The sequence below is a fragment of the Streptomyces sp. NPDC041108 genome (assembly GCF_055592645.1).
The window spans coordinates 246,166-269,515 of record NZ_JBVIYK010000010.1; the positions used below are offsets into that span (position 1 = coordinate 246,166).

The following is a 23,350-nucleotide window of genomic DNA, read 5'->3' on the forward strand; positions in this document are numbered from 1 at the left end:
GTGGCGAGATGCCGAGACGCCTGGATGCCTGGATGCCGCATGGAGCGCAATCAGAAGGAATCGGGCCGGAGCACTGCCCGCCCGCCCGGCGTCGTTCAGCCAGACGGTTTCGCCGCATAGATCCAGTCGAGACCGTCCTGTCCGACGGCATCGAGGTGCTCCGCTCGGATCAGGCCGGCCCGGATCGCCACGCGCTGGGAAGCGATGTTGGCCGGCCGGACCCTGGCGATCAGCGGGAGTTCGGGAACGTGACGGGACGTCCATGCCGTGACCTCGGTGGCGGCCTCGCCGGCGAAACCCTGACCCCACGCCGAGGTGGCGAAGCGGTAGAAGAGGTTCAGGACCTGCATCCCGTGCAGGTCCATGGACTTGATCCCGCAGAAACCCAGCTGATGATCCGAACCGTGTCGTCGGACGACCCAGTATCCGTACCCGCACCGCTCCCACTGGTCGTGCCAGCGCCGGTACAGCTTTTCCGCCTCCTCGAAACGGGCGAGCACATCGGAGGGATTGTGCGCGCAGGTCCCGGGATCACGATGGATCTCGAAGATCGCATCGAGATCGGCTTCGGTCGGACGCCGCAGTGACAGCCGGGCGGTCCGCAACTCCTCGGCTGCCGGGCTGGAATCACTCATGAGCAGGAGAGCCGCTCGTGGCCTGTCGGCCGACGGAGGTCATGAACTCCAGCATCCGGCGGTTGGTCTCTTTCGCGTGGTCGATCTGCGGGCCGTGGCCGGTGCCGGAGATGATCTCGGCGCGGGCGCCGGGTACGAGGCGGGGCACACGCTCCACCTGCCGCCGGGGGTGCAGCAGGAGGCTGCGCTTGCCGAGTATCAGGTAGAGCGGGGTGCGGATGGTGGACAGTTCGTCCTCGGACAGAGGAAGGGGGGCCGGGCGGCGGATGCGGTAGGCGCGGACGGCCGTCCTGATCATGGTGCGCAGTTCCGGCACGACGAGGACCGGTTGCTCCAGCCACGCCGCCAGACGCGGGCGCAGCGCCTTGGGCGCGAAGGTCGCGAACAGGCTGGCGAAGATCCAGACGAAGAAGCGCAGCCCCACCTTCTCCAGGCCACCGGGATCGAGCAGTGTGACCGAGGCGAGGCGGCCCGGACCGCGGTGTGCCTGGTTCAGGGCGAGCCAGCCGCCGTAGGACGTGCCGACGAGGTGGACACGGTCGAGGCCGAGGCCGGCCAGCGTTTCCTCAAGCCACCGGGCGGCGTGCTCGGGTTGATGGAGCGGGGCTCGGTGGACGCTGCGTCCGGGGTCCCCGGGGGTGTCGAGGGCGTAGACAGGACGCTCGGCGCTGAGATCGGGGGTGTTCGGGTACCACATGGCCGAGCAGGAGCCCGCCCCATGGACCAGGACGACGGGGGTGCGGGACTGGGCCGCCGGCTCGACGGGACCGTAGCGGTACACGTGGGTCGTGCCGAAGGAGGTCTCCACGTCCTGTTCCGCGAGGGCTGTTGCGCCCAGTGCGTAGACAGCGTCGCAGGCGGCGAAGTAACGGTCACGCCAGGTGTCGCTCACATAGCGGCCGACTTCGGCCTGGGCGCGGGCAGTGGTCGCGGGCATGGCCACCTCCAGGATCGTTTTCGTAATACGAACGTACCACGAAAACTGATACGGCTGTATCATCAAAAAGGGTCGTGGGAGCCCGACGAGTGGAGGACCGGACGATGCCCAAGCGGGTCGATCACGCGAAACGGCGCACCGAGATCGCCGAGGCGCTCGTCCGGGTCGCCGGGCGGCGCGGCTTGCACACCGTGGGGATGCGCGATGTGGCAGCGGAGGCGGGTGTGTCACTGCGGCTTGTGCAGTACTACTTCGAGACGAAGGAGAAGCTGCTGCTCTTCGGCCTGGAGCATCTGGCGGAGAGGTTCGGGGAGCGGGTCTCCGCCCGCGTCCGTGACGTCGAAGGCGGCCCGAGCCCGCGCGCGGTGGTCGAGGCACTGCTGATGGCTGCCCTGCCGACCGACGAGGAGAGCCGTACTTTCCACTACCTCTACACCTCGTACGCCGTCCTGTCCGTGAGTGACCCGGCCCTCGCTGCCCAGCCCTTCATCAAGAACCCCGACGCCGCCGAAGACGCCGTCACCGAACTGCTCCGGCAGGCGCAGGAGGCGGATCTGCTCGAACCCGGCCTCGATGTGCGGATGGAGGCGGTCAGCCTGCTTGCCATGTCCGCGGGCCTCGGCACGAGCATCCTCGTCGGTCAGCGCAGCCCGGAGTGCGCGGCCGCAGTCCTGGGCCATCACGTCGACCGGATCTTCCGCGCTCAGGGGAACGGCGGCTCGACGCATCCTGGGTGACGGATGTCGCCCCGTCGGCCGTCCGGAGAGCACGCGCTCGGCAGGGCGACCCCAGGGCCGCATCCGCAAGAACCGGTTGCGCCCCAAGTACGCACACGGCTGTGGTGCCCTTCCCTGTGGCGGAGGCCGGGCCGCTGCCCCAAGAAGGTACGGACCCGCCGCGAACACGGGTCCACTACGTCCCGCGCGGGGCGGCGCACCATCGGCCTGCCCGGTCCGCTGGCCAGGATCTCTCGCGGGGAGCTGTCGGAACGAGCTGAGACGGAAACCGAGACGGGCAACGGCGAAGGGCCCCACCGCAAGCGGTGGGGCCCTTCGACATCGTGCCCGGTGAGGCACTGGCGGAGGATACGAGATTCGAACTCGTGAGGGGTTGCCCCCAACACGCTTTCCAAATATTCGCCCGGCTGTCCGGCGAGGGACGGAGGCGTCCTGACCTGCGGTGGAGAGGGCTGTCACGCAGGCGGTGAACGCTGCCGGACGGGGGTGAACGCAACCAGAACCGCAACCAGAGAACCGTTTGGTCTCCCAGCTCAGGGTGCTGGTCGGGCGACGGCATGACGGCAAGTCGCAGTGGTGTTTTCAGAGGTCGTCTTCATCGACGGGTTCAGGTTCGCGGGTGTAGGCGAGGTCGAGGACGTAGCGTTCGGTGACGGGGCAGTTGTTCCAGGCTTCGGTGAGCTGGTCTTCGGGGGAGTCGTCAGCGATCTGGTCGAGGGCGGTGCCGTAGTAGTCGGCTGCTGCTTGGCGCCCTTGCCACCAGGCGTGGCCTTCGTAGACGCCGGGGCGGGGCAGAGTGACTTCGTCGGCGGGCCCGCGGTCGAGTTGACCGATGACAAGAGTGCCTGTCTCGGATTCGAGGCTGACGTTGGTGTGACCTTCGGCCTCGGCGGGCGGAGTGGGTGGGGTGTCCCAGATGCGGATCGTCACCCGGACTTTCATGTCCGGTTGCAGGCTGAGGAGGTACAGGTGGTAGCCGTTGCCGGCCACCACCTGTGTCTCTGCGGCATCCAGGGCTGCTTCGTCGCCGAGGTAGGCGTCCGCGTCATAGACCTCCAGCACGCGGCGGCCGGGGGTGGCGGTGATGTCGTGTTCGGCGAGAAGAGCCATGGTCAGGGGGCCTTGACTGTGATCTTCACGTAGAAGGGATCGTCGTTCAGGACGCGGTTCAGGGTGTACATCGCGTTGAGGCGCTCTCCGCCCTTTCGGTTGTCCGTACCGGTGATCAACCGGACAGAGAAGCGGTTGTCGCCCTTGGTGGACCCTTCCTTCGTGGAGGCGAAGGGGTACTCGTCACACTCCAGGCCGCTGCCGGAGTAGTCGCCCCAGACCTTCTTGCATTCGCGGGTGGACTTCTCGCGATTGTCGTCGATCTTCTTCGCGTCGACGACTCGGTGCAGGGGTTCCTTCGCCCCCGGGGCGCTCTTGCCGAAATCGAGTTGTGGCACGTCCGTCCCCCTATCCTGCTGAGCTGCGTGAGCGTGCGGTGCGCATGGTTGCGGGGGTTCGACCCGACCGAGTGGGCCGCGATGAAGGTGGTCGCCGCAAAGCTGGTCATCGGCGCCGCGGAAACTGTGCGGACATCGGTTCGTAAATCCCAGGTCGCCGCCGGCCAGCGACCTGGCGTCACCTCCGAAGAGGCTGCGGAGATCAAGCGGCTCAAGGACGAGTACGCCGAGCTTCGGGCGGGCCGACGAGCTCCTCAAGGCGGCCTCGGCTTTCTTCGCGTCAATGAACGAATAAACGTCGCTCATCGATCGCTCTCCTTCGCGAAGAAGACCGCCGCTTTTCGCAGCACCTCGGTCGTCTCGGCACGTCCAACATCAAGGGGAGGCTTCACCGGTCGGCGGGCCGCTGAGTCCGACCGCCGACCTTCCCCGTCTGGAAGCGGCTTCTCCGGGACGCGGGCGTACGGGACGGCCGTCTCCGTGACGCTCGCCCCGCCTCCCCGCCCGTCCTCCTGATCTTCGGCGTCCCGGACGTCGTGATCGACTCGATCATGGGTTGCGAGCCCCGGGGAGCGGCGAGGATGCGCGCCCGGTACATGCACGTGACGGGGACCATGCTCCGCAAGGTCGCGCAGCAGATCGGCGATGCCCTCTGGGAGCCGCCGGGAGTCGGCGTGACTACCGAGACTGCCGGGACCACCGAACCCGACGGGAAGCCGGACGGGAAACCCAACTGAGACGGAAAGTGAGACGGAGCACGACGAAGGGCCCCACCGCGAACGGTGGGGCCCTTCGACATCGTGCCCGGTGAGGCACTGGCGGAGGATACGAGATTCGAACTCGTGAGGGGTTGCCCCCAACACGCTTTCCAAGCGTGCGCCCTAGGCCTCTAGGCGAATCCTCCGCCGGGAACATTACATGACGTCGGAGGGTGCTTGCGAACTCGTTCGGGGGCGGGTGATCGACGCGGAGGGGCGGGCGGGGAGGCGGGGCGGCGGCCGTCGGGGATCGGGTAGGGTGGGGGCAGCCCCTCACGCGGCGCTATCTGACTGAACTCCCCCAGGGCCGGAAGGCAGCAAGGGTAGGTTGGCTCTGGCGGGTGCGTGAGGGGTCTTGTGCTTCACAGGGCGCGTTGTGCGTACAGGCCCGCGCCCCGAGCACCCGTGGCGGCCGCCCCGTCCGACGGCGATGACCGGCCGTCCGCCGGTCCGGGTTGTCAGTGGACGCCTATAACCTCGTATGCGTGTCGTCTCTCGCGCTGTACCGCCGCTATCGCCCGGAGTCGTTCGCCGAGGTCATCGGGCAGGAGCATGTCACCGACCCGCTGCAGCAGGCGCTGCGGAACAACCGGGTCAATCACGCGTACCTGTTCAGCGGGCCGCGCGGCTGCGGGAAGACGACCAGCGCGCGGATCCTCGCCCGCTGTCTGAACTGCGAGCAGGGCCCCACACCGACCCCGTGCGGCGAGTGCCAGTCCTGCCAGGACCTGGCGCGGAACGGACCGGGTTCGCTCGACGTCATCGAGATCGACGCGGCCTCTCACGGTGGTGTGGACGACGCCCGTGAGCTGCGCGAGAAGGCGTTCTTCGGACCCGCGAGCAGCCGGTACAAGATCTACATCATCGACGAGGCCCACATGGTCACGTCGGCCGGTTTCAACGCGCTGCTGAAGGTCGTCGAGGAGCCGCCCGAGCACCTCAAGTTCATCTTCGCGACCACCGAGCCCGAGAAGGTCATCGGCACGATCCGTTCGCGTACGCACCACTACCCGTTCCGGCTGGTGCCCCCCGGCACGCTGCGGGAGTACCTCGCGGAGGTCTGCGGCAAGGAGAAGATCCCGGTCGACGAGGCGGTCCTCCCGCTCGTCGTGCGCGCCGGGGCCGGCTCCGTGCGTGACTCGATGTCCGTCATGGACCAGCTGCTGGCGGGCGCGACGGAGGAGGGCGTGACGTACGCCATGGCCACGTCGCTGCTCGGGTACACGGACGGCTCGTTGCTCGACGCGGTCGTCGAGTCCTTCGCCGCCGGGGACGGGGCCGCGGCCTTCGACGTCGTCGACCACGTCATCGAGGGGGGCAACGATCCGCGGCGGTTCGTCGCCGACCTGCTGGAGCGGCTGCGTGACCTGGTGATCCTGGCCGCCGTGCCGGACGCCGTCGAGAAGGGCCTCATCGACGCCCCCGTCGAGGTCCTGGAGCGGATGCAGGCCCAGGCCGGCGTCTTCGGTGCCGCCGAGCTCAGCCGCGCCGCCGACCTCGTCAACGAAGGTCTCACCGAGATGCGCGGCGCCAACTCGCCTCGCCTCCAGCTCGAACTGATCTGTGCTCGCGTGCTCCTCCCGGCCACCTACGGCGACGAGCGCTCCGTCATGGCCCGCCTGGACCGTCTGGAGCGCGGGGTCAATTTCTCGGGCGGCGGCGCCGCGCCCGCCATGGGCTACGTGCCCGGCCCCGAGGCGCACGGGCCAGCGGCGGCCCCGCCCATGGGCGGGACTCCGCACGCCGGACCGGCCCCCCACGTTCCGCAGGCCGCCCAGGTCCCGCCCGGTGGCGGGCCCGCGGCCGCCCGTGCCGCGGTCCGCGGGGCGGGAGCCGGAGGCGCGGGGGCAGGCGCGCCGGGCTCCGACGCGTACGGGGCCCCGGGCGCCGTCGGCGGACAGCCGGCCGCGGCCGCCCCGGCCCCGCCGGCCGCCCAAGAGGCCCCGCCGGCCGTCGCGGCGGCCCCACCGCCCCCGCCTCCCACCACCACCCCCACCCCCGCCAACCCGCCGGCCTCCACCCCCGGCTCCTGGCCCACCGCCGCCTCCGCGGGAGGCGGGCGCCGTCCCGGCGGCTGGCCGACGGCCGCGCCCGCCGGTGGCGGCCCCGCGCCCGGGGCCCCGGCCGCGCCCGCCTCGGGCCCGCCCGCCGCGTACGCCCAGCCCAGCGCCCCGGCGGCCCCCCAGGCCCCCGCCGCCTACAACCCGGCCCCCGGTGGCCCCGACCCCCGCACGCTCTGGCCGAACATCCTGGAGACGGTGAAGAACCGCCGCCGCTTCACCTGGATCCTGCTCAGCCAGAACGCGCACGTCGCCGGGTTCGACGGCACCACCCTGCAGATCGGCTTCGTCAACGCGGGCGCCCGGGACAACTTCGCGAGCAGCGGCAGCGAGGACGTCCTGCGTGCGGCCCTGGCCGAGCAGTTCAACGTGCACTGGAAGATCGAGGCGGTCATCGACACCTCGGGCGGCTCCGCGGGACCGGTCGCCCCCGGCGGCTACGGGTCTCCGGCGCCGGCCGCCGGCGGCTACGGCGGTGGCGGCACGGGCGGCGGCTACGGCGGTGGTGGCGCCGGTGGCGGTTACGGCGGCTCCCCGGCCGCCGCGTCACGCCCCGCCGCGCCCCAGCCCGCGGCGCCCTCCCGTCCGGCCTCCCCCGGCTCGGCCACGCCCCACCGGTCGGCCCCGGCCGCCCCGCCCGTCGCGGCTTCGCCCCCGCCCCCCGAGCCCCCGCCCGTCTCCCCCGAGGACGACATCCCCGAGGACGACGACCCCGACCTCGACGAGTCCGCCCTCTCCGGCCACGACCTCATCGTGCGAGAACTGGGGGCGACCGTGGTGGAGGAGATCATCAACGAGTAGGGGCGGGCGCGCACGGGCGGGGAGGGGCAGGCCCACCGCCCCCTTTGGTGCGATCCTACGAACCCGCCGCGTCCCACTCTTCGGAAGCCCCCACAAAGCCCCCCGCCCCCTGCGGCTAGGCTGGCACCGTGAAGGTCCTCGTCATTGGTAGCGGTGCCCGTGAGCACGCGCTGTGCCGTTCGCTGTCCCTCGATTCCGATGTCACCGCACTCCACTGCGCACCCGGCAACGCGGGCACGGCGGAGGTGGCCGAGTCGCACCCGGTCGACGCGCTGGACGGCGCCGCCGTGACCGCGCTGGCCACGCGGCTGGAGGCCGACCTGGTGGTCGTCGGCCCGGAGGCGCCGCTGGTCGCGGGTGTCGCCGACGCCGTGCGCGAGGCGGGCATCCCGGTGTTCGGCCCGTCCGGCCAGGCCGCTCAGCTGGAGGGCTCCAAGGCCTTCGCCAAGGAGATCATGGCCGGAGCCGGCGTGCCGACCGCGCGGTCGTACGTCTGCACCACCGCCGAGGAGATCGACGAGGCACTGGACGCCTTCGGCGCGCCGTACGTCGTCAAGGACGACGGGCTCGCGGCCGGCAAGGGGGTCGTCGTGACGGCGGACCTCGCCCAGGCCCGCGAGCACGCGCTCGCCTGCGGCCGGGTCGTCATCGAGGAGTTCCTGGACGGGCCCGAGGTCTCCCTCTTCGCCATCACCGACGGCGTGACCGTCGTCCCGCTCCAGCCCGCGCAGGACTTCAAGCGCGCGCTCGACGGCGACGAGGGCCCCAACACCGGTGGCATGGGCGCGTACTCGCCGCTTCCGTGGGCCGACCCGAAGCTGGTCGACGAGGTCCTTGAGACCGTGCTCCAGCCGACCGTCGACGAGATGCGGCGCCGCGGCACCCCCTTCTCCGGCCTCCTCTACGCGGGCCTGGCCATCACCGGCCGAGGCGTACGGGTGATCGAGTTCAACGCGCGGTTCGGTGACCCGGAGACCCAGGTCGTCCTCGCCCGCCTGAAGACCCCGCTGGCCGGTGTGCTGCTCGCCGCCGCCAACGGGACCCTCGGCGACCTCGAACCCCTGCGCTGGAGCGCCGACGCGGCCGTCACCGTGGTCGTGGCCTCGCACAACTATCCCGGCACGCCGCGCACCGGCGACCCCGTCACCGGTCTCGACGAGGTTGCCACCGTGGACGCCCCGCACGCGTACGTCCTGCACGCCGGCACCAAGCGCGCCGGTGACGAGGTCGTCAGCGCCGGCGGCCGTGTCCTCTCCGTCACGGCCACCGGCAAGGACCTCACCCAGGCCCGTGACCGCGCCTACACCGCCGTGGCCCGCATCGGCCTCGACGGCTCCCAGCACCGGTCGGACATCGCGGCGAAGGCGGCGGCCGAGGCGTGACCGCCTGACGGCCGTCGGCCCCGCCGACCCCCGCACGCCCCCTCCGCATCCCCTACACATCCATCCCCTTCGCGACATCTGCATGCGAAGCACCGCCAACGGGTACGAACCCCTGGCCCCGGAATCCCTCGGAGACCCCAGGACCCCCTGGGAAAACCGCCGGAACCCGGGGCCCGAACCTTGCCCGGCGTCCCTCACCTCTCCCCAAAGCCATTCCATCGAGTGAGCGATGGCCCATCCGGCTGACGACGGCCTGGGCCCCAACTAGGGTGCGGCGCAAGCGTTCCGGCACTTGGCCCACCGGCATTGCGATGTCGGTGGTCGGTGCCACAGTGGGGGAGTGAGCAACGTCAGGGCATTCGGTGGCGACCACGGTGACGAGCAGTCGCCGCGGTGGCAGTCGCCGCGGGGTGCGCCGTACGGGACAGCAGGGGGTGACGTCGGTCGTGACCGGTATGGCAGGTGGTGAGGAGGCGGGCGCACAGGCCGCGCGCGCCCGGGCCCTCGCCGTGCTGCGGGTCCGCAGCAGGGCGCTGGCCGTGGCGGTGCTGCCCGCGGCCGTCGCCGTCGTGCTGCTGGTCGGCGGGGCGACCGGCCGACTGACCGGCTCCGGCTGGTCCATGGCGAGCCGTGTCGTGTCCGGCCTCGCCCTCGGCGTGCTCCTCGCCGCCGCGGGCATCGCCCTCGTCGTCGCCCGTGCCCGGCCCGCCGTGAGCCCCACGGTCGCGGTGACCGAGGAGGCCGCGCCCGATCTCTACCGCCTGGTCCGGGACCTGGCCGACCGCCTCGACGTCCCGCCCCCCTCCGCGATAGCGCTCACCCCGGACTGCGACAGCTGGCTGGAGGACCGCACCCACCCGTCCCACAAGCCGCCCGCCGGACCCCGCCGCTCCTCGACCGACGGGACCGAAGGTGCCGACGGGGCCGTAGGAGCCGAGGGGAGCGACGCGGTCGACACGGTCGGCGCAGGGGCCGCCGCTGCCGGTGGCCGCGGCGGGCAGCGGGCCGACGAGATGGCGGACGCGCGCGGCTCGTCGTCCGGCCTGCCCTCCCACCGGCGGCACCGCGCGCCCACCGCTCCGGTGCTCGTCATCGGCTCGCCGTTCCTGTGGTGGATGCGGGTCGGTGAACTACGAGCGGTGCTCGCGCCGGTCGTCGCGGGCACGGGACCGTCGGCGCACCCGGACATAGCCGCGGCGCGTCGCTTCGTCCGAGGGCTGGACGCCGCCGTGGCCGTCACCTCGGCCCCGTCGCGCGGTGTGCTCGCCCGTACGCCGCTGGCCGGAGTCGGCTGGGTGACCCGACTGCTCCTGCGCGGCTGCCGGGGGCACGCCGCCGAGATGGAGCGCGGGGTCGCCGCCGCGGCTGCCGAGCGTGCACAGGCCGTGGACTACGGTCTGCGGATCGTCGCCCAGGAGCAGGTCGGCCTCGCCTACGCGGGCTGGGACCGTCTCCTCACCCGGGTCGCGCTGCCCGCGTGGCGGATGGGCCGGTGGCCGTCCCGCCTGGACGCGGGTGTCGTCGCCGCGCTCACGGAGTTGTCGCGCCGTGACCGTCTCGCCGAGGGCTTCACCTCCCGGCTGGGCGAGCGCCCCGCCTGCGACCTGCTCGAAGAGCCCGGCGTGGTCGACGAGGCCGCGTCCCTCCTCGCCGCCCGTCTCTTCCACGGCGGCCCCGCCGAGGCCGGTCCCGACTGGTCCCCGGTCGACTGGCACGAGTACCCGGACGAGGTCGTCGACCGGAAGTGGCGCACCGACGCGGCCCGCCTCCACCGTGTCCTCGACGCCCTGGGCGCGCACCATCCGGCGAGCGACCCCACCGGCCCGGCCCCCGGCGGCCCCACCCTCTCCCGCGTACTGACCCACCTGACCACCCCCACGGCCGACCACCCGCACCCGCCGGCCACCGGGACCCCCGATCCGGGCGCCGCCACGACGACCGTGCCGCACGACCGACCCTCCCCCCACCCCGTCACCGGGCACCCCCCGCACTCCGAGCCCACCGGGCACGAATGGGACCCCGAAGCCGCCGTACGCCGATCACAGGCCGAGCCCACCCGCCCCGGCGCACCCCCCGCCCCCCACGACCGCGAACACGAGCACAACCCCGGCCTGGAGCCGGACGGTCACCACATATCCCCGCCCCCTGCCGACGCCGGCCCCGACGCCTACCCCGAGCCCGAGCCCGAGGCCGATCCCGAGCCTGCCCCCGACCTCGACCCCGACGACGAACCCGGCCTGGCCAACGCCCGATCCGCCGCTCTCGCCGCCGCCCTGACCGCCGAGCTGGCGCGGGAGGAGGCCGCGGTCCCGGCCGACGGGCACACCGCCGCCGGCGCGGTCGAGGCGCCGGGGCCGGACCGGGCGCTGTGGGACGACGGGCTGCTGCCGCTGTTCCCGATGCAGCCGCCCCGCACGGGCCGCGAACTGCTCACGGAGCACGTCGCCGCGATGGTGTGCTGCGCGGCGATGGACACGGCGGGCGCGACCCCGGGCCTGGACTGGCTGGACGGACCGTCCCTCCTCGTCGACGGCGTACGGGCGGCCGATCTCGCGCCCCGCGTCCTCACCCTCGTGGAGGAGGGCGACCCCGCCCCCCTCCGCGACTGGCTCCGCCGCCTGGGCGTCCGCCCGGAGAAACCGGTCCGTCTGGTCTGAGCGCGAGGCGAGCCGGCAGGCCGGACGCCGGTGACCGAGGTGGTCCTGGGGGTGTTGTGGCTGGTCGGAAAGGGGATCCCAACTCCCCATCCGGACCCGACTGTTCCACTCTCACCGATTAGCGACGAACGGTGACGAACCGCGTGCGTAATGTGATGTGCTGGGATCGATCGCGTACGTAGCAAGTGCTTGCGACAGCTCACGGGGGCGAGGGAGGGGAGAACTCATGGGCTCGGAGCACCACCACATCCGCCGCTGGGAATCGGGCGCCCTCGCCCACGCCGTGACGGACCCCTTCGGCCAGGGCCCGGTGCCCTGGCTCCGGGGCAATGTGACGTACTTCGACGACACCGGACAGGTGGTCCCCTGGTACGTGGAGCCCGGTCAGCCCGAGCCCCCCGCGTCCGCCCAGGGCACCCGCGCCCGCCTCCCCGCCCCCCGCACCCCTCCGGGCCCCCGCTCGGCCGACGATGTGCGCCGGCAGATCAAGGGGTTCACGGCGACCGGCGCCGCCGCCCCCGGCCAGTCCATCGACTTCCACGTCACGGTGGACCCGCCCCAGGAATTCGGCGTCGACATCTACCGCATCGGCCACTACAGCGGCGACGGCGCGGCGAAGATCACCACCAGTCCCCGTCTCTCCGGCATCGTCCAGCCCCCGCCCCTGGCCGCCGACCGCACGGTCTCCTGCCACCACTGGTGGCTCTCGTGGCGGCTGCAGATCCCCAGCTACTGGAACGTCGGCGCGTACGTGGCGGTCCTGACCACCGCCGACGGCTACCGCTCCCACGTCCCGTTCACCGTCCGCGACGACCGCCAGGCCGACCTGCTGCTCCTGCTCCCGGACATCACCTGGCAGGCGTACAACCTGTATCCGGAGGACGGCCGCACCGGTGCCAGCCTCTACCACGCCTGGGACGAGGACGGCCGTCTGCTCGGCGAGTCCGACGCGGCGACGACGGTCTCCTTCGACCGCCCGTACGCCGGCGCCGGCCTCCCCCTCCACGTGGGCCACGCCTACGACTTCATCCGCTGGGCCGAGCGCTACGGCTACGATCTCGCCTACGCCGACGCCCGTGACCTGCACTCCGGCCGTGTCGACCCCAGCCGCTACCGGGGACTGGTCTTCCCCGGGCACGACGAGTACTGGTCGCCGCAGATGCGCCGCACCACCGAACTCGCCCGGGACAGCGGCACCTCTCTGGTCTTCCTCTCCTCCAACACCATGTACTGGCAGGTGGAGCTGAGCCCGTCCCCGTCCGGTGTCCCCGACCGCCTTCTCACCTGCCGAAAACGCCGGGGCCCCGGCAAACCCGCACTGTGGCGCGAAATCGACCGCCCCGAGCAGCAGTTGATGGGCATCCAGTACGAGGGCCGGGTCCCCGAACCGCACCCCCTGGTCGTGCGCAACGCCGGCCACTGGCTCTGGGACGCGACCGGCGCCCACGAGAACGACGAACTGCCGGGCATGGTCGCCGGCGAGGCCGACCGCTACTTCCCGCGCACCCCGCTCCCCGAGCACCAGGGCCGCATCCTCCTCGCGCACTCCCCCTACCGGGACAAGGACCAGGTCGTCCGTCATCAGGAGACCTCCCTGTACCGGGCCCCGTCCGGCGCCTGGGTCTTCGCATCCGGAACGTTCGCTTGGTCCCCGGCCCTGGACCGCCCGGGCCATGTCGACACCCGGGTCCAGCGAGCCACGGCGAACCTCCTGGACCGCATCTGCAAACGCGACTGAACGCACGGAGGACAACCCCTGGCCAAGATCGGTCGCCCGCGTACGGGAGAATCGAGCCACTTGGACATCACCACGGGGAGGAACCGTGTCCGGATTCGTAGAAAAGCCCGAGCCGATCCAGGTTCCGGGCCTGGTGCACCTGCACACCGGCAAGGTGCGCGAGCTGTACCAGAACGAGGCGGGCGACCTCGTGATGGTCGCCAGCGACCGAACGTCCGCGTTCGACTGGGTGCTGCCGACGGAGATCCCCGACAAGGGGCGCGTCCTGACGCAGCTGTCCCTCTGGTGGTTCGACCAGCTCGCCGACCTGGTCCCGAACCACGTCCTGAGCACCGAACTCCCGCCGGGCGCCCCCGCCGACTGGGCGGGCCGCACGCTCGTCTGCAAGTCGCTGCAGATGGTCCCGGTGGAGGCGGTGGCCCGCGGCTACCTCACCGGCTCGGGCCTGCTGGAGTACAACGACTCCCGCACGGTCTGCGGCCTCGCCCTCCCCGAGGGCCTGGTCGACGGCTCGGAGCTGCCGGCGCCGATCTTCACCCCGGCCACCAAGGCCGCCGTCGGCGAGCACGACGAGAACGTGTCGTACGAGGAGGTCGCCCGCCAGGTCGGCGCCGAGACCGCCGCCCAGCTGCGCCAGACGACCCTGGCCGTGTACGGCCGTGCCCGGGACATCGCCCGGGACCGGGGCATCATCCTGGCCGACACCAAGTTCGAGTTCGGCTACGAGGGCGACACCCTCGTCCTCGCCGACGAGGTCCTCACCCCGGACTCGTCCCGCTTCTGGCCGGCCGACCTGTGGGAGCCCGGCCACGCCCAGCCGTCCTTCGACAAGCAGTTCGTCCGCGACTGGCTGACCTCGGACGCCTCCGGCTGGGACCGCAGGAGCGAGCAGCCCCCGCCGCCGCTGCCCGAGGAGATCGTCGCCGCGACCCGCGCCAAGTACGTGGAGGCGTACGAGCGGCTCACGGGCGTCACCTGGAGCTGAGGCCCCGGCCGATGCCGCGGCGCCTCAGCCGCGGCATCGGCGGAACGAAGAAGACCCCGGTCCAGTGGACCGGGGTCTTCTTTCACGAGCGGACGACCAGGTTCGAACTGGCGACCTCAACCTTGGCAAGGTTGCGCTCTACCAACTGAGCTACGTCCGCGCTGCGCCGTGGCGCGAGGCCTACTATACCCAACCTCGCTCCCGTGCGAGACGCACTGCCGCGTGCCGGTTCTCCACCCCGAGCTTGGACACGGCCGACGACAGATAGTTCCGGACAGTCCCCTGGGACAGCGAGGCCCGCTCGGCGATCTCCGTGACGGGCGCCCCGTCGGCGGCGAGCTCCAGCACCTCGGCCTCCCGCGCGGTGAGCGGGGAGTCGCCGGAGGAGATCGCGTCGGCCGCCAACTCCGGATCCACATAACGGTTCCCCGCGTGGACGGCCCGGATGATCTCCGCGAGCCGTTGTGCGCTGACGGTCTTGGGGACGAACCCGCGCACACCTGCCGCCAGCGCCCGCTTGAGATGCCCCGGCCGGCCGTGACCGGTGACGATCAGCACGCGGCAGCCCGGCAGTTCGGCCCGCAGCGATGTGGCGACCCTCACACCGTCCGCCCCCGGCATCTGCAGGTCCAGCACGGCCACGTCCGGCTCGTGCGCCAGCGCCATCGCCATCGCCTCCGGCCCGCTCGCCGCCTCCGCGACCACCACCAGGTCCTCCTCCAGCGACAGCAACGCCGCCAGCGCGCCCCGGATCAGATGCTCGTCGTCGGCCAGCAACAGCCGCACGGGCCGCCCCGCCCCCGCCGGCGCGCCGGCCGCGCCGGTCATGACGCGCCCCCGGGAACGGCCGTGGCGGCCGAGCCCCGTGCGACCGTGCCGGACACCGGGACCGGCTCCGCCCCCGGCCCCGAGGCGGCCCCCGGACCGGCCGGGCCCAGCGGCACCCGCGCCACCACCCGGAACGCCTCTCCGCCCACCGGCCCCGCCTCCAACGTCCCGTCCACGACCGCCAGCCGTTCCCGCAGCCCGGCGAGCCCCGACCCGGCACCGACGGAACGGCGGGCGCCGACCTGCGCACCCGCTGTCCGCATCCCGTCGTTCTCCACGGTCAGTACCACCTGCCTCTCGGTCACCTTCAGCGTCACCGCACACCGCACGGCGTTCCCGTGCCGCAGCACGTTCGTCGTTCCTTCCCGCACCACCCAGGCGAGCGCGGACTGCACCTCGCCGGGCAGCCCGGCGGCCTCGGCCCCGTCGACCGAGCAGTCGATGCCAGCCGCCGCCAACACACCCTGCGCACCGGCCAGTTCGACCCCGAGGTCGGCCTCCCGGTACCCCCGTACGACCTCCCGCACCTCGCGCTGCGAGTCGTGCGCGATCCGCTGGACCTCGATCATCTGCTCGACGGCCTCGGGCCGTTCCCGGCGGGCCAGCTGGACGGCCAGCTCGCTCTTGAGGGCGATGACCGCGAGGTTGCGGCCGATCACGTCGTGCAGGTCACGCCCGAAGCGGAGGCGCTCCTCGGCCACCGCGAGCCGGGCGCGGGTCTCGCGGGCGTCGGCGAGCTCGTAGACGGCGTCGAGGAGCCAGACGGAGAAGACGGCCGTGAAGACCATGGCCCCACCGCTGATCACCACGATCATCGACGTGATCAGCGCGTCGGCCACCGGGGCGCCCAGCAGGAGCATCAGCAGCGCGGAGCCCGCCGTGAAGCCGCCGACGATTCCCAGGACCCGCTTCCGGCCGCGGATGCCGAGCGTCACGTTACCGACGCCGAAGACCACCACGATGCCGAAGATGCCGGCGTTGTCGGCGACGTCCCCCGTCACGCCGTGGTCGGCGATCACGAAGGTGAGGACGGCGATCACCGCGGTCACGCCGGTGAGGACCCACAGCAGCCGTACGGGCTGGGCCCGTCGGCCGCGTGTCCAGTCGAGCGCCCGGGACGCGGTCACCACACAGGTCGCGGCGTGCGCGCTCACCAGGAGCAGCAGCAGCCAGCCGGCCGGCCGCCCCGGCCCCACCTCGGCGAAGGCGGGCAGTCCGGCCGCGAGGAGCTCGATCACCGCGAACATGTGGAACGACCACCGCGTGTACGTCTCCACCTTCGCCGGTGTGCTCTTCGTCCGCCACCAAGCCCCCGGCCCCCGCATGGCGCAACTCCCCTCATCGGCGCGGTTCCCAGCGGAACCACCGCTGTACAGCAAACACCGCGAGTACGGTCCAGGCCAGCGCGGTGGCGACGGCGCCCAGGGCGTCGTACGCGGACAGGTCGCCGGTCCAGCCGCCGCGCACCAGGGTGATGACCGGGGTGAGCGGCAGCAGTTCGAGGAAGGAGGCCAGGCGGTCCGGCAGCACTTCGAGCGGCACGGTGATGCCGGACCCGAGCAGCGACACGAACATCAGCGGCAGGCTGGTGACCTGCGCGCTCTCGGCGGTCCGGCTGAAGCTCGCGGTGACCGCCGCCAGCGCCACGCACAGCACGACACCCAGCAGCACTCCCAGTACGGCCAGGTGCGGCGCGGACGGCGCCCCCATGTCCAGCAGGACCGTGCACCCGATCGCGACGAGCACGCACTGCGCGAGCGCGATGCCGGCGGCGGGCAGCGCGGCCCCCACCAGGATCTCCGGGTCGCGCAGTTCACCGGTCCGCAGCCGCTTCAGGACGAGTTCCTCGCGGCGTACGACGAAGATGTTGGTCAGCGCGGTGTAGACCGCGAAGAGCAGCGAGAAGCCGACGGCGGCGCAGAGCATGACCGTCCCGACGTCCAGTCCCGCCTCGTCGAGGTCCATCTGGTCCGTCGCCGACCGCACGCTGAGCGGCAGCAGCAGCGGCACGAACAACGCCGTGAACAGCGTGGCCCGGCTCCGCCCCAGCAGCGTCAGCTCGGCGCGGGCGAGCGCGGTCATCCTGCCCCTGAGGGTCGTCGTCCCGGTCGCGACGACCGGCGCCACACCCGTGGCCGTACCCGTCGTCCCCGTCCCCGTACCCGTGGTCGTCCTCATACCGCCACCCCGCCCTTGTGCGCTCCCTCGCCCGCGGGCGATCCCATGTCCGTAAGGGCCCCGGTGCCCGCCCGCGCGGCCTCCGCCGACTCCCGCGCGATCCGCAGGAACGCCTCCTCCAGCGAGGCCGACCGCACCTCCAGCCGGCGCAGCTCGATCCGCGACCGCTCGGCCCACAGCAGCAGTCCGGTGGCCGCCCGCTGGAGTTCGTTCGTGCGCAGCACCACCACGCGGTCGTGCTCCTCGTGCCCGGTGACACCCAGTTCACCGAGCGGCGGGAGGTCGCCGAGGAAGTACCCGGCGGGCAGTTCGAAGGAGATGCGGGACGGCTGGGAGGCGGTCACCTCGGCCGGGGTGCCGGTCACGGCGACGGCGCCCTCGTGGAGGATGGCGAGCCGGTCGGCCAGGTCCTCGGCCTCCTCCAGGTAGTGCGTGGTGAGCAGGACGGTCGTTCCCCCGTCCCGCAGCTCCCGCACCAGCTCCCAGGTGTCCTGGCGGCCCTCCGCGTCGAGCCCGGTCGTCGGCTCGTCCAGGAACAGGACCTCGGGGCGCCCGAGGAGCGCGAGCGCCAGGTCCAGGCGCCGCTTCTCGCCCCCGGACAACTGCTTGACCCGTACGCCGGCCCGCCGCGCGAGCCCGACGATCTCCAGCGCCTCCCCGACGGGCCGCGCCCCGCTGGTGCAGCCGGCCCACATCCGTACCGTCTCCGTGACGGTCAGCTCGGAGGGGAAGCCGCCTTCCTGGAGCATCACCCCGATACGGGGACGCACGGCCGCGCGCTCCCCGTAGGGGTCGTGCCCGAGGACCCGTACCCGGCCGCCGGACGGCGGGGCGAGTCCCTCCAGCACCTCGACCGTCGATGTCTTGCCCGCGCCGTTGGTGCCCAGGAGCGCGAAGAGTTCTCCCCGGCCGACGGAGAAGGTGATTCCCCGTACGGCCTCGAAACCGCCCCCGTACACGCGGCGCAGGTCGGTGACCTCGATCACGTTCTCGTGATCGTGAGTGTTCACGTCGTCGTGCCCGTTCGTCTGCATGTCCTCAGCGTCCCGGTGACACGGGCCGCAGAGCAGTGCGCGGTGTCATCACTCGGCATGACAAATGTCAGACGCGGGAGCGGGATACGGGGGTGGGGGAAGGCGAACACGAAGAACACGAAGAAGGCCCCGGTCCAGTGGACCGGGGCCTTCTTTCACGAGCGGACGACCAGGTTCGAACTGGCGACCTCAACCTTGGCAAGGTTGCGCTCTACCAACTGAGCTACGTCCGCATTGCCTCCGACCGGCTCCCACCGATCGGCGCGAGGACTACTTTACCTGATCCACAACAGTGGTCGGTCAAGCGGTCCAGAGCGGGTGACAGGAATTGCACACTGCGCCTTCCCCCTGGAAGGGGGATGTTCTACTACTGAACTACACCCGCGTGACTCCGGTGAGCCGGGCCTTTCGGCCTTGCCCCTCGGCGTGCTCCAGACTCTAGCTGATCCGCCCGGGGGCAACGCAAGTCGGTTGTCCCCGGGGGCCAAGTCGGCCGCCCCCGGGGCCCGCTGACGGACTCTGAGGGCGGCCGTGTTCGGAGCGGCGCCTACTGCGCCTCGGCGAACGCCTCGTAGACCCGCTTGGGGATCCGGCCGCGCGCGGGGACCTCCAGCTTGTTGGCCTGGGCCCAGGCGCGGACGGCCGCGGGGTCCGGGGCGACCTGGGTCTGCTTGTATGCCTTGCCCGACCTCGACCTCTTGCGGCCGGCGTCCACGTAGGGCGCGAGCGCCTTACGCAGTTTCCTGGCATTGGCTTCGTTCAGGTCGATCTCGTACGACTTGCCGTCGAGTCCGAAGGCGATCGTCTCCGCCGCTTCCGAGCCGTCGATGTCGTCGGAGAGAGTGACCACGACACGCTGCGCCACGAATATCGGTCCCTTCGTGCGACATCTCAGTCGTTGACGTGCCCTGACGTCAGGAAGATGTCGGTTGTCCGGCTGTTATTTGGGCAAAGTATCGCTATTGCCAATTCATTTGTACAGTGCCCGGCATTGCAATGTGAGGACAGACTTAATCCGCCCGCGTGTCCCTCGCGCAATAGGGATCCTGGATCTTTCCCAGAAGTTTTCATGAGGGTGATCACCTGATACCGGATCGTGACCGCCGTCACCCGGAATCCCTGTAGTTTCCTACGAATCTACCCGCGTAGAAATTTTGTACGGGTAGTCTGAAGGAACCTGCTCAGCACCACACACCGGGAGTGCCAGTGGCACGCGTCGTAGTCGACGTCATGCTCAAGCCGGAGATCCTCGACCCCCAGGGCCAGGCGGTGCAGCGCGCGCTGCCGCGCCTCGGTTTCGAGGGCGTCTCCGACGTACGTCAGGGAAAGCGATTCGAACTGGAAGTTGACGGGCCGGTGGACGACGCCGCGCTCGCCCGCATCCACGAGCTGGCGGAATCCTTCCTCGCCAACACCGTGATCGAGGACTTCACCGTCAAGGTCGAGGAAGTCGCGGAGGCCGGAAAGTGACCGCTCGTATTGGCGTCGTCACATTCCCCGGCAGCCTCGACGACCGGGACACCCAGCGTGCGATCAGGCTCGCCGGTGCCGAACCCGTCGCTCTCTGGCACAAGGACAAGGACCTCCACCAGGTCGACGCCGTGGTGCTGTGCGGCGGATTCTCCTACGGCGACTATCTGCGTGCCGGAGCCATCGCGCGCTTCTCGCCGGTGATGGAGACGCTCATCGAGCAGGCGAAGGCCGGACTGCCGGTCCTCGGCATCTGCAACGGCTTCCAGATCCTCACCGAGGCCCACCTCCTGCCGGGCACGATGCTGCGCAACGACCATCTGCACTTCATCTGCCGTGACCAGAAGCTGCGGGTGGAGAACGCCGAGACCTCCTGGACCACCGACTACACGGCCGGCCAGGAGATCCACATCCCGCTGAAGAACAACGACGGGCAGTACGTCGCCGACGCGTACACGCTCGACAAGCTGGAGGCCGAGGGCCGTGTCGCCTTCCGGTACCTCGACTTCAACCCCAACGGCTCCCAGCGGGACATCGCCGGCGTCACCAACGAGGCCGGCAACGTCGTGGGCCTCATGCCGCACCCCGAGCACGCCGTGGAGCCGCTGATCGGCACCGGCCGCACCGACGGCCTCCCCTTCTTCACCTCGATCCTCAAGAAGCTGGTCAACGCATGAGCCGGACGCCTCTGGACACGGTCGAGCACGCGGCCGCGACCCCCGACGTCGAGCTGCCCTGGGCCGAACTGGGCCTGAAGAAGGACGAGTACGAGCGGGTCGTGGAGATCCTCGGCCGCCGCCCCACCGGCGCGGAACTGGCCATGTACTCCGTCATGTGGTCCGAGCACTGCTCGTACAAGTCCTCCAAGGTCCACCTCCGCCAGTTCGGTGAGAAGGCCCCGCAGTCCGACGCTCTCCTCGTCGGCATCGGCGAGAACGCCGGCGTCGTCGACGTCGGCCAGGGCTACGCGGTCACCTTCAAGGTCGAGTCGCACAACCACCCCTCCTACGTCGAGCCCTACCAGGGCGCGGCCACGGGTGTCGGCGGCATCGTCCGCGACATCATCGCGATGGGCGCCCGCCCGGTCGCCGTCGTCGACCCGCTGCGCTTCGGCGCGGCCGACCACCCCGACACCAAGCGCGTCCTGCCGGGCGTCGTCGCCGGCATCGGCGGCTACGGCAACTGCCTGGGCCTGCCCAACATCGGCGGCGAGGTCGTCTTCGACGCCTGCTACCAGGGAAACCCGCTGGTCAACGCCGGTGCCATCGGCGTCATGCGGCACGAGGACATCCACCTCGCGAAGGCGTCCGGCGCCGGCAACAAGGTCATCCTCTACGGGGCCCGCACGGGCGGCGACGGCATCGGCGGCGCCTCGATCCTGGCGAGCGAGACCTTCGACGACGCCAAGCCCTCCAAGCGCCCCGCCGTCCAGGTCGGCGACCCCTTCCAGGAGAAGCTCCTCATCGAGTGCACCCTGGAGGCCTTCAAGGAGAAGCTGGTCGTCGGCATCCAGGACCTCGGCGCGGCCGGCCTGTCCTGCGCCACGTCCGAGCTGGCCTCGAACGGCTCCGGCGGCATGCGCGTGACGCTGGACGACGTCCCCCTGCGCGACTCGACCCTCTCGCCCGAGGAAATCCTCATGAGCGAGTCGCAGGAACGCATGTGCGCGGTCGTGGAGCCGGAGAAGGTCGACCGGTTCCTGGAGATCTGCGACAAGTGGGACGTCATCGCCACCGTCATCGGTGAGGTCACGGACGGCGACCGTCTCGAAATCTTCTGGCACGGCGGCAAGATCGTCGACGTCGACCCGCGCACGGTCGCGCACGACGGCCCGGTCTACGAGCGCCCCTACGCCCGCCCCGAGTGGCAGGACGCCCTCCAGGCGGACGACGCGAACAAGCTGCCGCGCCCGGCGACCAGCGAGGAACTGCGTGCGCAGGTCCTGAAGCTGGTGGCCTCCCCGAACCAGGCATCCAAGTCCTGGATCACCAGCCAGTACGACCACTTCGTGCAGGGCAACACGGTGCTCGCCCAGCCCGAGGACTCCGGCATGATCCGCGTCGACGAGGAGAGCGGCCTGGGCGTCGCCATCGCGACCGACGGCAACGGCCGCTACGCCAAGCTGGACCCGTACCACGGCGCCCAGCTGGCCCTGGCGGAGGCGTACCGCAACGTCGCCACCACCGGCGCCAAGCCGCTGGCCGTCTCCGACTGCCTGAACTTCGGTTCGCCGGAGGACCCGGCGGTCATGTGGCAGTTCGCGGAGGCCGTACGCGGTCTCGCGGACGCCTGCCAGCAGCTGGGCACCCCGGTGACCGGCGGCAACGTCTCGCTCTACAACCAGACGGGTGAGGTGGCCATCCACCCGACCCCGGTCGTGGCCGTCCTCGGCGTCATCGACGACGTGGCCCGCCGCACGCCGGTCGCCTTCCAGGAGGAGGGCCAGCTCCTCTACCTGCTCGGCGACACTCGTGAGGAGTTCGGCGGTTCGGCCTGGTCCCAGGTCGTCCACGACCACCTCGGCGGTCTGCCCCCGCAGGTCGACCTGGAGCGCGAGCGCCTGCTGGCCGAGATCCTGATCTCCGCCTCCCGCGACGGCATGATCGACTCCGCGCACGACCTGTCCGACGGCGGCCTCATCCAGGCGGTCGTCGAGTCGGCCCTGCTCGGCGGCAAGGGCGCCCGCCTGATCGTCCCGGACGGTCTGGACGCCTTCACCTTCCTCCTGTCGGAGTCGGCCGGCCGCGCCGTCGTGGCCGTCCCCCGCTCCGAGGAACTCCGCTTCAACGACATGTGCGGCGCGCGCGGCCTCCCGGCCACCCGCATCGGTGTCGTGGACGGCGACTCGGTGGAGATCCAGGGCGAGTTCACGCTCTCCCTGGAGGAGCTGCGCACGGCCCACGAGGGCACGATCCCGGCGCTGCTGGCGTAGTCCCCCGTACACGAAGGAGCCCCGCCCGGATCGACACGACCGGGCGGGGCTTCTCGGTCCTCGGATCAGCGGACGTAGTTCTTGAGGATCTCCGTGTCCAGTTCGATGTCCATCGCGCCGGGGAGGCGGACCTTCTCGCCGAACTTCGCGGTGCGTACGTCGCGGTAGCCGCCGACCTGCCGGTCCGGGCCGCTGTGCACGGTGACGGTGAACGAGTCCCGGTCGATCAGCAGATACAGAGGGATCCCGGCCTGTCCGTACGCGGCCGGCTTCTCGTGCCGGTCCCGCCGGTCGGTGTCCGAGTCGTACGAGGTGACCTCGACGACCATGAGGGCACCGTCGGGGTCGGCCCACTCGCCGTGCCCCGCGAAGTGGGCCTCGGGCGCGATCACGGCGTCCGGCTTCGCTCTGCCCTGCCGATACGTGTCCACCCGGAGTCCCTGGGCCTGGTACAGGTCCAGGTCGGGCCTTGACTGCATACAACGTCAGGTCAGCCAGGACACGATGGTGCTGTGGTCCCCGTCTGTCAGCTGCTTGACTCCGATCCGTCCGTTGATGAACTCCAACGTGACGGTCTCGGGAGCGGCGGAGGCGATCGTTTCGAACTCCTCCACCGACATCTGAGACGTGCGCTCGGCCATAACCGTCATGCTGCCCCCCTTTCTGGGCAAGGGCCAGTGCCGCCGTGGGGCGTCGGAGCAAAGTCGTACTTCACCGTCGATCACGGTTTCGGGTGACCCCGCCCGCCCGCCTTGCCCTCGCCTACCCTC

19 protein-coding genes, 4 tRNA genes, 1 other RNA gene and 2 pseudogenes are annotated in these 23,350 nt (G+C 71.3%); 12 read left to right on the forward strand and 14 right to left on the reverse strand.

Annotation, left to right across the window (positions count from 1 at the left end):
- Window positions 1-95 precede the first annotated feature (95 nt).
- Together ACZ6BB_RS27435 and ACZ6BB_RS27440 are read right to left on the reverse strand one after the other, a co-directional pair.
- A complete protein-coding gene (locus ACZ6BB_RS27435; RefSeq protein ID WP_471617810.1) occupies window positions 96-605 on the reverse strand; it encodes a GNAT family N-acetyltransferase in 510 nt (169 codons plus the stop codon).
- A gap of 22 nt (window positions 606-627) precedes the next feature.
- Window positions 628-1,572, reverse strand: a complete 945-nt coding sequence (locus tag ACZ6BB_RS27440) for an alpha/beta fold hydrolase (protein WP_471617811.1) — start codon at window positions 1,570-1,572, stop codon at window positions 628-630.
- A 104-nt stretch (window positions 1,573-1,676) separates the two neighbouring features.
- Between ACZ6BB_RS27440 and ACZ6BB_RS27445 the strand changes: the two genes are divergently transcribed.
- Window positions 1,677-2,309 (forward strand): TetR/AcrR family transcriptional regulator, encoded by a 633-nt coding sequence (locus ACZ6BB_RS27445; RefSeq protein WP_471617812.1) that lies wholly within the window; start codon window positions 1,677-1,679, stop codon window positions 2,307-2,309.
- Between the two features lie 582 nt (window positions 2,310-2,891).
- On the opposite strand, the gene ACZ6BB_RS27450 is transcribed toward ACZ6BB_RS27445, so the two are convergent.
- The gene (locus tag ACZ6BB_RS27450; protein ID WP_471617813.1) at window positions 2,892-3,419 is read right to left on the reverse strand and encodes a hypothetical protein; all 528 of its coding nucleotides are present in this window, start codon (window positions 3,417-3,419) and stop codon (window positions 2,892-2,894) included.
- A 2-nt stretch (window positions 3,420-3,421) separates the two neighbouring features.
- Complete coding sequence (locus ACZ6BB_RS27455) at window positions 3,422-3,757, reverse strand: NucA/NucB deoxyribonuclease domain-containing protein (RefSeq protein WP_471617814.1); 336 nt, start codon at window positions 3,755-3,757, stop codon at window positions 3,422-3,424.
- On the opposite strand from ACZ6BB_RS27455, the pseudogene ACZ6BB_RS27460 reads away from it, so the two are divergent.
- Window positions 3,751-4,031, forward strand: a pseudogene (locus tag ACZ6BB_RS27460) (IS3-like element ISMyma3 family transposase); the annotation flags it as partial. The gene ACZ6BB_RS27455 and the pseudogene ACZ6BB_RS27460 sit on opposite strands and share 7 nt — an antisense overlap.
- A gap of 307 nt (window positions 4,032-4,338) precedes the next feature.
- Window positions 4,339-4,494 (forward strand): hypothetical protein, encoded by a 156-nt coding sequence (locus ACZ6BB_RS27465; RefSeq protein WP_471617815.1) that lies wholly within the window; start codon window positions 4,339-4,341, stop codon window positions 4,492-4,494.
- 79 nt (window positions 4,495-4,573) lie between these two features.
- On the opposite strand, the gene ACZ6BB_RS27470 is transcribed toward ACZ6BB_RS27465, so the two are convergent.
- Window positions 4,574-4,661: transfer RNA gene (locus tag ACZ6BB_RS27470), tRNA-Ser, on the reverse strand.
- 118 nt (window positions 4,662-4,779) lie between these two features.
- On the opposite strand from ACZ6BB_RS27470, the gene ffs reads away from it, so the two are divergent.
- The 6 genes from ffs (at window position 4,780) to ACZ6BB_RS27500 (ending at window position 14,138) form a co-directional block, all read left to right on the forward strand.
- Window positions 4,780-4,876, forward strand: an RNA gene (gene ffs / locus ACZ6BB_RS27475) — signal recognition particle sRNA small type.
- Window positions 4,877-5,000: 124 nt separating this feature from the next.
- Entirely contained in the window at window positions 5,001-7,376 is a 2,376-nt protein-coding gene (locus ACZ6BB_RS27480) for a DNA polymerase III subunit gamma and tau (RefSeq protein ID WP_471617816.1), read from the forward strand.
- Window positions 7,377-7,504: 128 nt separating this feature from the next.
- Complete coding sequence (gene purD / locus ACZ6BB_RS27485) at window positions 7,505-8,758, forward strand: phosphoribosylamine--glycine ligase (protein ID WP_471617817.1); 1,254 nt, start codon at window positions 7,505-7,507, stop codon at window positions 8,756-8,758.
- Window positions 8,759-9,213: 455 nt separating this feature from the next.
- On the forward strand, window positions 9,214-11,415 hold the full coding sequence (locus ACZ6BB_RS27490; protein ID WP_471617876.1) for a hypothetical protein: 2,202 nt from the start codon (window positions 9,214-9,216) through the stop codon (window positions 11,413-11,415).
- Window positions 11,416-11,641: 226 nt separating this feature from the next.
- Window positions 11,642-13,153, forward strand: a complete 1,512-nt coding sequence (locus ACZ6BB_RS27495; RefSeq protein WP_471617818.1) for a N,N-dimethylformamidase beta subunit family domain-containing protein — start codon at window positions 11,642-11,644, stop codon at window positions 13,151-13,153.
- 85 nt (window positions 13,154-13,238) lie between these two features.
- A complete protein-coding gene (locus ACZ6BB_RS27500; RefSeq protein ID WP_471617819.1) occupies window positions 13,239-14,138 on the forward strand; it encodes a phosphoribosylaminoimidazolesuccinocarboxamide synthase in 900 nt (299 codons plus the stop codon).
- A gap of 87 nt (window positions 14,139-14,225) precedes the next feature.
- Here ACZ6BB_RS27500 and ACZ6BB_RS27505 read toward each other — a convergent pair.
- From ACZ6BB_RS27505 to ACZ6BB_RS27540, 8 genes are all read right to left on the reverse strand, one after another.
- A tRNA-Gly gene (locus ACZ6BB_RS27505) sits at window positions 14,226-14,298 on the reverse strand.
- Window positions 14,299-14,321: 23 nt separating this feature from the next.
- Entirely contained in the window at window positions 14,322-14,966 is a 645-nt protein-coding gene (locus tag ACZ6BB_RS27510) for a response regulator (RefSeq protein ID WP_471617820.1), read from the reverse strand.
- Window positions 14,963-16,291 (reverse strand): sensor histidine kinase, encoded by a 1,329-nt coding sequence (locus tag ACZ6BB_RS27515; RefSeq protein ID WP_471617821.1) that lies wholly within the window; start codon window positions 16,289-16,291, stop codon window positions 14,963-14,965. The genes ACZ6BB_RS27510 and ACZ6BB_RS27515 overlap by 4 nt, the downstream gene beginning before the upstream one ends.
- A gap of 13 nt (window positions 16,292-16,304) precedes the next feature.
- Entirely contained in the window at window positions 16,305-17,144 is an 840-nt protein-coding gene (locus ACZ6BB_RS27520) for an ABC transporter permease (RefSeq protein ID WP_471617822.1), read from the reverse strand.
- Window positions 17,141-18,178: an ABC transporter ATP-binding protein gene (locus tag ACZ6BB_RS27525; RefSeq protein WP_471617823.1), complete on the reverse strand. Its 1,038-nt coding sequence runs from the start codon at window positions 18,176-18,178 to the stop codon at window positions 17,141-17,143. Before ACZ6BB_RS27525 ends, ACZ6BB_RS27520 begins: the two co-directional genes overlap by 4 nt.
- A 160-nt stretch (window positions 18,179-18,338) precedes the next feature.
- Window positions 18,339-18,411, reverse strand: a tRNA-Gly gene (locus ACZ6BB_RS27530).
- Window positions 18,412-18,491: 80 nt separating this feature from the next.
- Window positions 18,492-18,563 (reverse strand) — tRNA-Gly (locus tag ACZ6BB_RS27535).
- A gap of 162 nt (window positions 18,564-18,725) precedes the next feature.
- On the reverse strand, window positions 18,726-19,043 hold the full coding sequence (locus tag ACZ6BB_RS27540; protein ID WP_013002422.1) for a histone-like nucleoid-structuring protein Lsr2: 318 nt from the start codon (window positions 19,041-19,043) through the stop codon (window positions 18,726-18,728).
- Between the two features lie 341 nt (window positions 19,044-19,384).
- Here ACZ6BB_RS27540 and purS point away from each other — a divergent pair, with 341 nt between their 5' ends.
- The 3 genes from purS to purL are packed head-to-tail and all read left to right on the forward strand — an operon-like array spanning window position 19,385 to window position 22,580.
- Window positions 19,385-19,648, forward strand: a complete 264-nt coding sequence (gene purS, locus ACZ6BB_RS27545; protein ID WP_005482678.1) for a phosphoribosylformylglycinamidine synthase subunit PurS — start codon at window positions 19,385-19,387, stop codon at window positions 19,646-19,648.
- On the forward strand, window positions 19,645-20,325 hold the full coding sequence (purQ, locus tag ACZ6BB_RS27550; protein WP_086803083.1) for a phosphoribosylformylglycinamidine synthase subunit PurQ: 681 nt from the start codon (window positions 19,645-19,647) through the stop codon (window positions 20,323-20,325). The genes purS and purQ overlap by 4 nt, the downstream gene beginning before the upstream one ends.
- Entirely contained in the window at window positions 20,322-22,580 is a 2,259-nt protein-coding gene (gene purL, locus ACZ6BB_RS27555; RefSeq protein ID WP_471617824.1) for a phosphoribosylformylglycinamidine synthase subunit PurL, read from the forward strand. The genes purQ and purL overlap by 4 nt, the downstream gene beginning before the upstream one ends.
- A 65-nt stretch (window positions 22,581-22,645) precedes the next feature.
- Here purL and ACZ6BB_RS27560 read toward each other — a convergent pair.
- Window positions 22,646-23,230: pseudogene (locus tag ACZ6BB_RS27560) on the reverse strand (Uma2 family endonuclease).
- Between the last annotated feature and the right edge of the window lie 120 nt (window positions 23,231-23,350).

Bases quoted from the DNA above. Each gene is read 5' to 3' on its own strand.
- ACZ6BB_RS27445 (WP_471617812.1), top strand. From the start codon at position 1,677: ATGCCCAAGCGGGTCGATCACGCGAAACGGCGCACCGAGATCGCCGAG.
- ACZ6BB_RS27495 (WP_471617818.1), top strand. From the start codon at position 11,642: ATGGGCTCGGAGCACCACCACATCCGCCGCTGGGAATCGGGCGCCCTC.
- ACZ6BB_RS27520 (WP_471617822.1), bottom strand. From the start codon at position 17,144: ATGAGGACGACCACGGGTACGGGGACGGGGACGACGGGTACGGCCACG.
- ACZ6BB_RS27515 (WP_471617821.1), bottom strand. From the start codon at position 16,291: ATGCGGGGGCCGGGGGCTTGGTGGCGGACGAAGAGCACACCGGCGAAG.
- purL (WP_471617824.1), top strand. From the start codon at position 20,322: ATGAGCCGGACGCCTCTGGACACGGTCGAGCACGCGGCCGCGACCCCC.
- ACZ6BB_RS27440 (WP_471617811.1), bottom strand. From the start codon at position 1,572: ATGCCCGCGACCACTGCCCGCGCCCAGGCCGAAGTCGGCCGCTATGTG.
- ACZ6BB_RS27450 (WP_471617813.1), bottom strand. From the start codon at position 3,419: ATGGCTCTTCTCGCCGAACACGACATCACCGCCACCCCCGGCCGCCGC.
- ACZ6BB_RS27525 (WP_471617823.1), bottom strand. From the start codon at position 18,178: ATGCAGACGAACGGGCACGACGACGTGAACACTCACGATCACGAGAAC.
- ACZ6BB_RS27510 (WP_471617820.1), bottom strand. From the start codon at position 14,966: ATGACCGGCGCGGCCGGCGCGCCGGCGGGGGCGGGGCGGCCCGTGCGG.
- ACZ6BB_RS27465 (WP_471617815.1), top strand. From the start codon at position 4,339: ATGCGCGCCCGGTACATGCACGTGACGGGGACCATGCTCCGCAAGGTC.
- ACZ6BB_RS27490 (WP_471617876.1), top strand. From the start codon at position 9,214: ATGGCAGGTGGTGAGGAGGCGGGCGCACAGGCCGCGCGCGCCCGGGCC.